11 protein-coding genes and 3 pseudogenes are annotated in these 10,988 nt (G+C 61.7%); 7 read left to right on the forward strand and 7 right to left on the reverse strand.

The genetic code is table 11. The annotated features are described in order from the left end of the window. Positions 1-2: 2 nt before the first annotated feature. Genes J3O30_RS14750 through J3O30_RS14760 form a run of 3 tightly spaced genes read left to right on the forward strand, consistent with a single transcriptional unit; the run spans position 3 to position 1,147 of the window. On the forward strand, positions 3-251 hold the full coding sequence (locus J3O30_RS14750; RefSeq protein WP_207581036.1) for a type II toxin-antitoxin system ParD family antitoxin: 249 nt from the start codon (positions 3-5) through the stop codon (positions 249-251). Continuing rightward, positions 238-570, forward strand: coding sequence for a type II toxin-antitoxin system RelE/ParE family toxin (locus J3O30_RS14755; protein WP_207581037.1), 333 nt, complete (start codon positions 238-240; stop codon positions 568-570). The genes J3O30_RS14750 and J3O30_RS14755 overlap by 14 nt, the downstream gene beginning before the upstream one ends. Then, entirely contained in the window at positions 560-1,147 is a 588-nt protein-coding gene (locus J3O30_RS14760) for a class I SAM-dependent methyltransferase (RefSeq protein WP_207581038.1), read from the forward strand. The genes J3O30_RS14755 and J3O30_RS14760 overlap by 11 nt, the downstream gene beginning before the upstream one ends. A gap of 101 nt (positions 1,148-1,248) precedes the next feature. On the opposite strand, the pseudogene J3O30_RS14765 reads toward J3O30_RS14760, so the two are convergent. Then, positions 1,249-1,775 (reverse strand): annotated as a pseudogene (locus tag J3O30_RS14765) (hypothetical protein). Between the two features lie 84 nt (positions 1,776-1,859). Here J3O30_RS14765 and J3O30_RS14770 point away from each other — a divergent pair. Beyond that, positions 1,860-2,818 (forward strand): annotated as a pseudogene (locus J3O30_RS14770) (LysR substrate-binding domain-containing protein). Here the strand turns inward: J3O30_RS14770 and J3O30_RS14775 are convergent. From J3O30_RS14775 to J3O30_RS14785, 3 genes are all read right to left on the reverse strand, one after another. Then, positions 2,746-3,120 (reverse strand): hypothetical protein, encoded by a 375-nt coding sequence (locus J3O30_RS14775; protein ID WP_207584406.1) that lies wholly within the window; start codon positions 3,118-3,120, stop codon positions 2,746-2,748. The pseudogene J3O30_RS14770 and the gene J3O30_RS14775 sit on opposite strands and share 73 nt — an antisense overlap. Positions 3,121-3,185: 65 nt before the next feature. Next, a complete protein-coding gene (gene ilvC / locus J3O30_RS14780; RefSeq protein ID WP_207581039.1) occupies positions 3,186-4,205 on the reverse strand; it encodes a ketol-acid reductoisomerase in 1,020 nt (339 codons plus the stop codon). 49 nt (positions 4,206-4,254) lie between these two features. Further along, a complete protein-coding gene (locus tag J3O30_RS14785) occupies positions 4,255-4,920 on the reverse strand; it encodes a TetR/AcrR family transcriptional regulator (RefSeq protein ID WP_207581040.1) in 666 nt (221 codons plus the stop codon). A 174-nt stretch (positions 4,921-5,094) separates the two neighbouring features. On the opposite strand from J3O30_RS14785, the gene J3O30_RS14790 reads away from it, so the two are divergent. Further along, on the forward strand, positions 5,095-5,541 hold the full coding sequence (locus J3O30_RS14790; RefSeq protein ID WP_246762674.1) for a hypothetical protein: 447 nt from the start codon (positions 5,095-5,097) through the stop codon (positions 5,539-5,541). 21 nt (positions 5,542-5,562) lie between these two features. Next, positions 5,563-5,927 (forward strand): annotated as a pseudogene (locus tag J3O30_RS14795) (DUF4087 domain-containing protein). A gap of 18 nt (positions 5,928-5,945) precedes the next feature. Here J3O30_RS14795 and J3O30_RS14800 read toward each other — a convergent pair. The 3 genes from J3O30_RS14800 to J3O30_RS14810 form a co-directional block, all read right to left on the reverse strand. Next, positions 5,946-7,628: a hypothetical protein gene (locus tag J3O30_RS14800; protein WP_207581042.1), complete on the reverse strand. Its 1,683-nt coding sequence runs from the start codon at positions 7,626-7,628 to the stop codon at positions 5,946-5,948. Beyond that, on the reverse strand, positions 7,628-8,683 hold the full coding sequence (locus J3O30_RS14805; RefSeq protein ID WP_207581043.1) for a glycosyltransferase family 2 protein: 1,056 nt from the start codon (positions 8,681-8,683) through the stop codon (positions 7,628-7,630). Before J3O30_RS14805 ends, J3O30_RS14800 begins: the two co-directional genes overlap by 1 nt. 104 nt (positions 8,684-8,787) lie before the next feature. Further along, positions 8,788-9,696 (reverse strand): AraC family transcriptional regulator, encoded by a 909-nt coding sequence (locus tag J3O30_RS14810; protein WP_207581044.1) that lies wholly within the window; start codon positions 9,694-9,696, stop codon positions 8,788-8,790. A 200-nt stretch (positions 9,697-9,896) separates the two neighbouring features. Here J3O30_RS14810 and J3O30_RS14815 point away from each other — a divergent pair, with 200 nt between their 5' ends. Beyond that, positions 9,897-10,943, forward strand: coding sequence for an NAD(P)-dependent alcohol dehydrogenase (locus J3O30_RS14815; RefSeq protein WP_207581045.1), 1,047 nt, complete (start codon positions 9,897-9,899; stop codon positions 10,941-10,943). The last annotated feature ends 45 nt before the right edge of the window (positions 10,944-10,988 follow it).

The following is a 10,988-nucleotide window of genomic DNA, read 5'->3' on the forward strand; positions in this document are numbered from 1 at the left end:
CAATGGCGAAAATGACGATCTCCCTTCCGGATAATCTGGCGGACTACGTCGCACGCCGTGTTGCAAGCGGCAGATACAGCAGTGCCGGCGCATATCTGGCGGAACTCGTCCTGAAGGATCAAAACCACCGCAAGCTCGATGACGAAGAACTGCGCGAGATTCTGAGGCTGGCTGAGGAAAGCGGCATTAGCGACCGGCGCGTTGCCGATATTCTGCTGGAAACGAAGGCGAAGCTGCGTGACCACCTATAGGCTGACCCGAACCGCAGACGCCGTGTTGTCGGGCATCGACGAATATGCCAGCCTGCATTTCGGCGAGGCGCAGGCGGATGCCTATCTTCTCGATTGGGACAGAATTTTCGTGCTTCTTTCGCGCGTGCCCTCCATGGGAGACGAGTGCGACGAACTCGGCGCCGGCCTTCGCCGCCTCCTCCACATGCGCCATGTCGCCTTCTACCGCGAGATACCGGAAGGCATCCTGGTCATCGACATTATCGGCGCCGACCGGCTTCCCGAGAGACACCTTCAATCCAACCGACGCCCCCGAACGGCCGACCCGCATGCCTCGTGACACGACCTCCGCCTTTTACGAGGAAAACGCCGAGACATACGCCGACCGGGCACGCAGCCTGCCTAGGCAGCAGCTCGATGCCTTCCTCGCAAGGCTCGCGCCTGGGGCTGAGATTCTCGAACTCGGCTGCGGCGGCGGGCAGGACAGCGCCTATATGCTCTCGCAGGGGTTCGACGTGACACCGACCGATGGTTCGGCCGAGCTTGCAAGACAGGCGGAAGTGCGGATCGGCCGGCCGGTCAGGATCATGCTGTTTCAAGAGCTCGACGCCGAAAACGCCTTTGACGGCGTCTGGGCGCATGCAAGCCTGCTTCATGTTCCGAGGTCTGAGTTGCCCGATGTCTTCGCCCGCATCCGCCGCACCCTGAAAATCGGCGGCTTCCTCCACGCAAGCTTCAAGGCGGGAGAAGCGGAAGGCCATGACGGCTTCGGGCGTTATTACAACTATCCGTCCGCCGAATGGCTGTCGGAATTGCTGAAAAAAGCCGGCTGGTACAACATCGCCATCGAGGAAAGCGACGGCCGCGGCTATGACGGCAAGCCGACCCGCTGGCTGACGGTGAGCGCAGAACGATAAAGGCCGAAGCTTTCACCCCGGCCTTAAACTGCAGCAGCTTGATTCATATCGCCCAAAGCGCGGAATTACCTCTCGAAAGCATGTCACCCCGTCCTGGCCGGTCAGTTGGCAACAGGATCGCCGCGAAGGGTTTGAGCGGTCATGGGCTGCCGGCGCACAAGCAAATAGAGCGCAACCATATGGGTGATCATCAGCAGCGGTACATAGACGATCACGACCACATAGGCTGCGCCTAGCTGCCCCGCCAAGACAGGCAGACCGGACTGGGCGCCGTGGTAATAGTCGATGACGAGATCACCGGCGCCCGCGAGATTGAAGGCAATGACGAGCAGCCAGAACAGTGGGCGGATGCGGAACGAGATCAGCGCCAGCATGGCCAGCAGCCCGGCAGCAAGGTCGCCATAGGCGGCCGTGACGGCAAAGCCGGACGGCAGATCGGGACCGACGAAGCCGGGAAGGATGAAGACGAGGCCGAAGAAGCGGAAGCTATGGAGCGTTGCGACCGCCCGTTGCGCCCCGGCGCGGTCCATCGACTTGAGCCGGGGCAGGACACATAGACGCCGATGCAAAGCAGCCAGGCGACGTAGCCGAGCAGCAGGTGAAGCTGGAAGATGGCGGCCGGGGACATTTTGCCTCCTGTCTGGCTGCTGGTTTCCAGCGCAATATACGGCCGCTTACACCGGGCGACTATTCGGGATAATATGGACGGGGCATGAAGCAGAACTTCACAGTCAGGCAGGGCGCGCTCGACGGGGTGGAGGCGTTCCTCAGCGTTGCCCAGCACCGCAGCTTTCGCCGGGCGGCGGCGGAACTCGGCGTCACTCCCTCGGCGATCAGCCAGGCCGTGCGCACGCTGGAGGCGCGGATCGGCGCAGCCCTGTTCATCCGAACGACGCGCAGCGTCGGGCTGACGGAAGCCGGCGAGCGTTTCCTTTCGCGTGCAAAACCGGCCTTCGAAGAACTCGTCGCCGCAAGCGCCGTCGCGCATGAGCTTGGACGACGACCGGCCGGACGGCTGCGCCTCTCGGTGCCGCGCGCCGTTGTCCCGGTCCTGCTCGAGCCGCTGATTGCGTCCTTTTCCCAAGCCTATCCCGAGATTGAAGTGGAGATCGCCGCCAGCGAGAAACTGGTCGATCTCGCCGTCGAAGGCTTTGATGCAGGGATACGAATGGGCCAGTTCATCGATGCCGACATGATCGCGGTTCGGCTGACGCCGCCGTTTCGGTTCATCATCGTCGGGAGCCCGATCTATTTCTCCAACCGGGATCTGCCAGCGTGCCTGGACGACCGCGTCACCATGCATGCCTCAGAATACGCCGCTCCAATGGCGCGCTCGCGCCGTGGTCGCTCGACGACAAGGGCCGCGCCATCGAGATCGCCGTCGCCGGGCCGCTTATCACTCACGACTTCCCGACCATGCTCGGCGCAGCCATCGAGGGGATGGGCCTTGCCCAGGTGCCGGAGCCGATCGCCGTCGAACAGATCAGGGCGGGAAAGCTCATCGAGGTGCTGGCATCATTCGCGCCGACGGCGCCGGGCGTATTTCTCTATTATCCCAGCCATCGGCAAATGACGCCGAAACTGCGCGCCTTCATCGATCACATGAAGAACCGTCCGGATGCGGCCGGCAAGACTCGCATTCGGGGCAACGGTGACAAGCCAGTAAAATGATTCCCGGTCGGCTTGAAATCATCGAGCACGAGCATCGCAAGTTCCACGATCTCAGGTGGCGAGCCGCCTTTGCCCTCGATCTCAACAATCCAATATCGTTGCCCGGTCCTTGTGATCCCAGCCCGCTCTCCCACGGCGATGCGGCCAATGCGGCTGGCGCCACCGACGTCGATGCATCGATCGAAAATCAACGAGCCGTCGATCGATAGGCCGAGGGCTTTGCCAACATGTGAACGGCCATCAGGTCGTGGACGCGCCGACGGATACCTGCGCACAATGTAGCGGTTTTTGGGAGACGACATGCCCAAAACAAAAAAACAAGCGCGCCGCACGAACCAAGGCCCGTGCGACGCACCCTTGAAACCGCTTAGTTGACCGACTTATCGACCAGCTTGTTCTTGCCGATCCAGGGCATCATGCCGCGCAGCTTGGCGCCGACTTCCTCGATCTGGTGGCTGTCGTTCAGGCGGCGGATGCCCTTGAAGCGCGAGCCGCCGGCGCGGTATTCCTGCATCCAATCGGAAGTGAACTTGCCGGTCTGGATGTCGTTGAGGACGCGCTTCATCTCGGCCTTGGTCTCGGCGGTGATGATACGCGGACCGGAGACGTATTCGCCCCACTCGGCCGTGTTCGAGATCGAGTAGTTCATGTTGGCGATGCCACCTTCATAGATCAGGTCGACGATCAGCTTCACTTCGTGCAGGCACTCGAAGTAGGCCATCTCAGGCGCGTAACCGGCTTCGGTGAGCGTTTCGAAACCAGCGCGGATGAGCTCGACGAGACCGCCGCACAGAACGACCTGCTCGCCGAAGAGGTCGGTTTCACACTCTTCGCGGAAGTTGGTTTCGATGATGCCCGAACGGCCGCCGCCAACGCCGCAGGCGTAGGAGAGCGCCAGTTCAAGCGCATTGCCGGAAGCATTCTGATGAACGGCAACGAGGCAGGGAACGCCGCCGCCCTTCTGGTATTCACCGCGAACCGTATGGCCCGGGCCCTTCGGCGCGATCATGACGACGTCGACCGAAGCCTTCGGCTCGATCAGGCCGAAATGCACGTTGAGGCCGTGAGCAAAGGCGATCGCAGCGCCGTCGCGGATATTCGGCGCGATCTCCGCCTTGTAGATGTCGGCCTGCAGCTCGTCGGGGGTTGCCATCATCATCAGATCGGCCCAGCCGGCGGCTTCGGAAACCGTCATGACCTTGAAGCCGTCGGCTTCGGCCTTCTTGATGGTCGGCGAGCCGGCCTTGAGCGCGATGACGAGGTTCTGGGCGCCGCTGTCCTTGAGGTTCAGCGCATGGGCACGGCCCTGCGAACCGTATCCGATAACGGCGACCTTCTTGGCCTTGATGAGGTTGAGATCGGCATCACGATCGTAATAGACGCGCATTTGAATTTCCTTCCCTTTGCTTGTCTTGTTGACTGTCATTAAAGCGAAATCAGCCGAGAACCGGCATCTCCGCCAGAACCTTGTCCGTGCCATGGAGCCTGAGGAAGGCGGTGACCGCCCTCTCCGCCTGGCGTGCGGTATCCTTGAGGCCCGGTTCACCGAGCAGCATGCGCACATGCAAGTCGGAAACGACAAGGCCGTAAAGCGTGTGATAGGCCTCATCGGCATCGGAAAACCGCAGGAGCCCTGCCCTCTTTCCGGCATCGATCAGCGCCATGGCTCGGCGGTCGATCTGGCGGCGGCCGCGCTCGAGCAGCAGCCTGCCGAGCTTCGAGCCGTCGCGGTTCGACTGGCCGATCGCCAGCCGGTTCAGCGCCAGCGAGACGTCGCCCGCAAGCACCTCCAGCAGATCGCGCGCGAAAATCACCACATGATCGTGCAGGCTCGCCGCCGTTAGCCGCTCACCATTGCGCTCGAAGGTGCGCACCTTGCTCGCCTGATAGGCAATCATCGCCGACAGCAGCCCATCGCGATCGCCGAACCACTTGTAGAGGCTTTCCTTCGAGCAATTGGCAGCACGTGCGACACCAGACGTCGTCAGCGCCTTCTCGCCGCCATCGACGAGCAACCGCAGCGCCTGCTCCAGAACGGCGTTCTGGCGCGGCGAAAATTCGCTCGGCTCTGCGGTATCGACTGACACGGTCATGGCTCCCATATACGTACCGTACGGTACGGTTCTTGAAGTTTATGCGACAAACCGATCAGGCCGTCAAGAAGCCCGGATAGATTTTTTTAGTACGGGAAACCGCGCTGAAACACCAGAATTGGATAGGCACCGCCGCTCAGCGATCGCATAATGCCGCGCTACGCGATTTTCCCGGAGGCTTCGATGTCACGTCTGTCTGCAGCTGTTTTCCTGCTCGTAGGAATTTTCCTTGGCGGCTCAGACACTCTCGCCCAGTCCGACAGCGACGTCTATAACCGCATCGAGGAACTGCACGGCGATGCCGCAGGATTTGACCGGCCGCTGCGCCAACTCGTTCAGGCCATGCGCTCGGGCGACGCCGAAACCATCGCCGGCCTTGCCGAATACCCTTTGACGGTCAAGGCCGATGGCGAGAGCTATGACGTTGAGAGCGCTGAGGATTTCATCGACAATTTCGGTGATCTGGTGACACCGGAAACGCGCAGCGCCGTCGGGCGCCAGCAATATCAGGATCTCTTCGTCAACAGCGACGGCGTCATGCTCGCAAACGGCGCAGTCTGGATGGGCGCCGTCTGCGAAGACAGCGCCTGCGAGGCGAGCCATTGGGCGATCATCGCGATCAACAACTGAAATCAGGCAACAAGGAAAGCCATGAAATACCGGATAGCCGCCGCGGTCATGACCGTAGCTCTTGTGGTCGCAACCAATACGCGGGCCGCCGAGACCCATTGCGGCTGGATCGAGAACCCGACCCCCGCCAACTGGTGGCTCGAGGATGCCGAGAACACCTGGACGATCATGACCAGGGTGACGAGAACGGCGAACCCGAAGGCATGGAGCTGATCCCCGATATCTCCGAGAATGATTATGTCAGGAGCAACGGCAATTACGGCTATGCCTGCGCCTGCATGAACGTCGAGACGGATGGCAAGGAACGCATCACGAAAATCCTTTCCTTCCGCCAGCTTGCGCTCGCCAAATGCCGTGCCGACAAGGCGCTGAAATTTCCTGGCTGATCCGCGAAGAGGCGCAGCCTATGACGTCGTAGCGCAGCCAGCCGGGATCGACAGAGGCTCTGCCGTCATCGTCTTATCGATCGCGTAAAGCTTTGCGAAACCGGCATCCTCGATCAACGTCAGGCCCGCCGGCATGAAGGTGCCGACATAGCGGTCGGAAACATCGCCATTAGCGACAAGAATAAAATCGAAACGTCTGCGCCAGTCCGAAAGATAGGGCGTAAAGTCTCCATACTTCCGCATCATTGCGGGACATGAAAGCACGCCGATCGACAGCAGATTGCCTTCAGGGACCGCGATCTCAGACCACGGCGGCAGAACGGATAACGGCTGCTTGCCTTTTGCCGTGAAGACCGTCGGCACGAAAGCATGGGAGAAGGGAACGGCGAGCGTCGGCAGGTGCCGGAAAGTATCCAGCCCCCAGGCAAAATACCGATTGGAGTGGGCAAGACCGACCACTGTCGTGGGTTCATGCCCCAGAGGCAGCACAGCCGCACCGGCCGGCACATTTTTCAGCACACGCTCGACAGCACCGACATCCTTCTGTGCCAACCACCAGTTCCACCCGACCCAGGCTGTACGGCCGAAGACCGCAAGATTGACCACGAGCGCCAGCAACAGGGACTGCCGGCGCGTGAGATTGGCAAAGGGGCACACCATCGCCATGGCGACGAGCGCCGTCATGATCGGAAAGCGCCAGCTGATCCATCCGGTGCCGAGCATGTGCCGTGGCGAAACACAGGAGAAAAGCAGTAGGCCGAAGGCGGCGACGGCAAGACCTGCATGCACGCGGATGTCGCCCGCCCGTGCGGCACGCGTGCAAACGAGGATCAGCGGCAAAATCAGCACGACATCCACCAGCGGGACGTAGGTGACGATGGCCGACAGCAGATTGATGGCGATAAGGGCGACGCCGTCGTTCCAGACAATACCAAGTCCATCACCACCGGCATTGGGCAAAGCTGCCGTATGGAGATAGAGCGCGAGCGGCGGCAGGATGCAGGTCCCGAGCGCCAGCGCCAACCGGCCGGCAAGCCTGACGACGCCCGCCTTCAATCGCAGTATGTCGAAGCGCCAGGAAAATTCGAGGCCGCAGACGATCGCCATGTAGAAGCCGAGCGAGAAGATATGCATTGACGTCAGCAGCAATGCCGCGGCAAGCCGCCAGGCAAACAGCAGGCCGGGATTTCGGCCCTGCAGCCGTAAATCGACGCAGGCGAAGAACAAGGCCATACCAAGGCCGATCTGGAAATTGATGAAGCCGCCGATCATCGTCGAGCACCAGCCAAGCGACGTTATCGCGATCTGCCAATAGTGCCGGCCGCCGAAAAGGGCGCGATGCAAGGCGATCGCGCCAAGCGGCGGCAGCACGATCGCCAGGAAAAGCAAGGCCCGCGCCAGCCTGTCGGCGCCAACAACCGGCCCCAGCCAGGTGGCAAGAAGATCGATGCCGACATTGGTAAAGGTGCGGTTCCAATCGACCGCGTAGATTTCAGGAAACGGCTGCTCGCTGATCCCGCCGGAAAGAAGCCAGATGCGGGCGTAGTGATTGGCGTAGTCGAGCACTGGCGGAAAGGGAAAAAGCACGACCAGGATCGCGGCAAGTGTGACGAAAGCGACGATCGCAATAGTCGAATCCTGCGGGGCGGTGCATTCCCCAGGCTCGGCTGCCGCCATGGGAGACCTCGCAATCCGGTCCATCAACCGATCCGACTGTTCTTCTGCGACCGCAGCTCACCGGATGCGAGGGCTGCATCCAGCGCGGCGCGCTTGTCGCCGGCGTTCATCTCCGAAAAAGTGGTGGGCAGTTCGGCCGGTTCGCCGCCGCGCAGGATTGTTTCGATCATGAACATCGGCCGCTTCTTGCTCTCCTGTACGAGACGCCCGAGATACTCGCCGATGATGCCGATACAGATCAGCTGGATGGCGCTGAAGGCGCTGACCGCAGCCATGATCGACGACCAGCCAGTGACCGTCTCGCCCTGCAACCAGCGAACGAAGGTGAAGACGAGCAGCGCCATCGCGACGCCGGCGCTGATCATGCCGAGCCATGTGGCTATACGCAGCGGCGTCGTTGAAAAGCTGGTGATCGCATCGAGTGCAAAATTGATCATCTTGCGCAGCGGATATTTCGTCGTGCCGGCAAAACGGGCGTCGCGCTCATAGGGAAGCGCCACCTGCCTGCCGCCGATCCAGCTGACCATGCCACGAATGAAACGATCGCGCTCCGGCATCGCCAGCAAAATATCGACGACGCGTCGGCGCATCAGCCGGAAATCGCCGGTATCGCGCGGGATGGTCACGGAAGCGAGCTTGGAAAGCGCGCGATAGAAAAGCGAAGCGGACGCGAGTTTGAACCAACTTTCGCCTTCGCGGCGCGTGCGCTGGCCGTAAACGACATCGGCGCCGCGCTCCATGATTGGCATCATCATCAAAAGCAGCTCGGGCGGGTCCTGCAGATCGGCGTCGATCAAAAGAACGCGCTCGCCCCGCGACGCCGAAAGCCCTGCCGTCGCCGCCAGCTGATGGCCGTGATTGCGCAGCAGACGAACGCCGAGCACCTGCGGCACATCAGCCGCCAGATGTGAAATAATCTTCCAGGTGTCGTCGGACGAGCCGTCATCGACGAGAATCAGTTCGAAGGCATCGCCGGCGACGCTCTGGGCAGCAGCGGCGGCGCGGCGGCAGAACTCGCGCAGTCCCTCTTCCTCGTTATGACAAGGCGCGACGATGGAAAGGAGTGGTGCTTGCGTCATGCGGACAGCGGTGCCTGCTCGATGTTCGGCGCCAGACTAGCCACGAAACGTCAAACATCCTTTAATGCCGCGCCGTGCCTTGGCGCGTCGCGCGCGCCGGCGCGCTATTCCGCCGCCATGATCTCGCGCCCGCCGTCGACATCGCGGGCGGGCGAGGCGCCGTAGAGGCGGCTGTATTCGCGGCTGAACTGCGACGGGCTCTGATAGCCGACGCGGTGGCCGGCCGTGCCCGCATCGAGGCGCTCGACGAACATCAGCCGGCGCGCCTCATGCAGGCGAAGCTGCTTCTGATACTGCACCGGCGTCATCGCCGTGACCGATTTGAAGTGGTGATGGAAGGACGAGACGCTCATGCTGACGCGGTCGGCAAGATCCTCGATGCGCAGCGGCCGTGCAAAATTCTCCTTCAGCCAGGCGACGGCGCGCGAGATCCTGTTGCTGTGGCTGTCAGCCGTGGCGATGTTGATCAGCCGCGCGCCATCCGGCCCGGTCAGCACCCGGTAGAGAATTTCCTGCTCGATCAGCGGCGCCATGGCAGGAATGTCGCCCGGACGATCGAGCAAGCGCAGCAGGCGGACGGCAGCATCCAAAAGCTCCGGCGGCGCGACGTTCACCACCATGCCGCGCTGCCCATCGGTATGGGCGGCAGGGCGGGGAATATCGATGCGGCTGAGCAACTCCAGCAGCTTTTCGGAATCGATTGCCAGCGCCAGGCAGAGATGCGGAACCTCAAGGCTCGCCTCCGTGACACGCCAGGCGACCGGCAGGTCGAGCGAGGTCAGCAGATAGTCCCCAGTCCCGTAGCTGATCAGTTCCGTGCCGAGGCGCAGCCTCTTGGCCCCCTGCAGGACAAAGCCAAAACAGGGCCCGTAGCTGCTGTGCAGCGGATCGCTGGGCTTGGAGCAACGGCTGAGGTGAAGATTGCCGATATCAGTCGAGAATGCGCCGTCACCCGGCGTGAAGCGCAGCGCGATGTCGACGATTTCCTGATAGGGGCTGAAAGGCAATGTCATGCGGCAACTCTTTCTGTCTGACGCCAATTGGGCAGCTTTTATGTAAGTAGCTCCGGCACTTCCCAAATAGGCCGCTCCCGGCATTTTTGCAGGATCGTGCAAAAAGCTGAGAGGATCACTCTACCTCCGTCGCGCAGTTCCGGGCAATAGTCCGCCATCCCGATCAACCCCTACCTCCAAAATCGAAAAGGAAGGTTCCCATGCCTATTGCAAAAGGCTACGCCGCGACCGACGCCTCCAAGCCGCTAACCCCCTTCACCTTCGAGCGCCGTGAGCCGAACGATGACGACGTCGTCATCTCGGTGCAATATTGCGGCGTCTGCCATTCCGACATTCATCAGGCCCGCAACGAATGGGGCAACTCCAGATACCCGATGGTGCCCGGCCACGAGGTTGCCGGCGTCGTTTCCGCCGTCGGCTCCAAGGTCACCCAGTTCAAGGTCGGCGACCGCGTCGGTGTGGGCTGCTTCGTCAATTCCTGCGTCGGCTGCGCCACGCGCGACCTGGATTACGAGCACTTCATGCCGGGTCTGGTCCAGACCTATAACGACGTCGAAGCCGACGGCGCGACCCCGACCTTTGGCGGTTATTCCGATTCTATCGTCGTCAAGGAAGGCTATGTGCTGCGCTTTCCCGACAATATCCCGCTCGATGCAGGCGCTCCCCTGCTTTGCGCCGGCATCACGCTCTACTCACCGCTCGCCCACTGGAAGGCCGGCCCCGGCATGAAGGTCGCGATCGTCGGCATGGGCGGCCTTGGCCATATGGGCGTGAAGATCGGCGCGGCCATGGGCGCCGACATCACCGTACTCTCGCAGTCGCTGTCGAAAAAGGAAGACGGCCTGAAGCTCGGCGCCAAGGACTATTACGCAACGAGCGATGCAGAAACCTTCACCAAGCTGGCCGGCACCTTCGACCTGATCATCAACACGGTCGGCACGGTGATCGACTGGAACGCCTATCTCAGCCTCCTGAAGCCCGATGGCACGATGGTACTGGTCGGCGTTCCCGAGCATCCGGTTCCGGTCCATGCCTTCTCGGTCATCGGCGGGCGCAAGAGCCTCGCCGGTTCCATGATCGGCTCGATCAAGGAAACCCAGGAAATGCTCGACTTCTGCGGCAAGCACAACATCGTCTCGGAGATCGAGAAGATCAACATAGAGCAGGTCAACGAAGCCTATGAACGCGTCCTGAAGAGCGACGTCCGCTACCGCTTCGTCATCGACATCGCCTCGCTGGCGGCTTGAGGAAACGAGAGGCGGCTCCTTTGGGAGCCGCCTCGTCGATAGCGA

Origin of the sequence: Rhizobium sp. NZLR1, assembly GCF_017357385.1 — a bacterium.
In the GTDB taxonomy this organism is placed as follows: domain Bacteria; phylum Pseudomonadota; class Alphaproteobacteria; order Rhizobiales; family Rhizobiaceae; genus Rhizobium.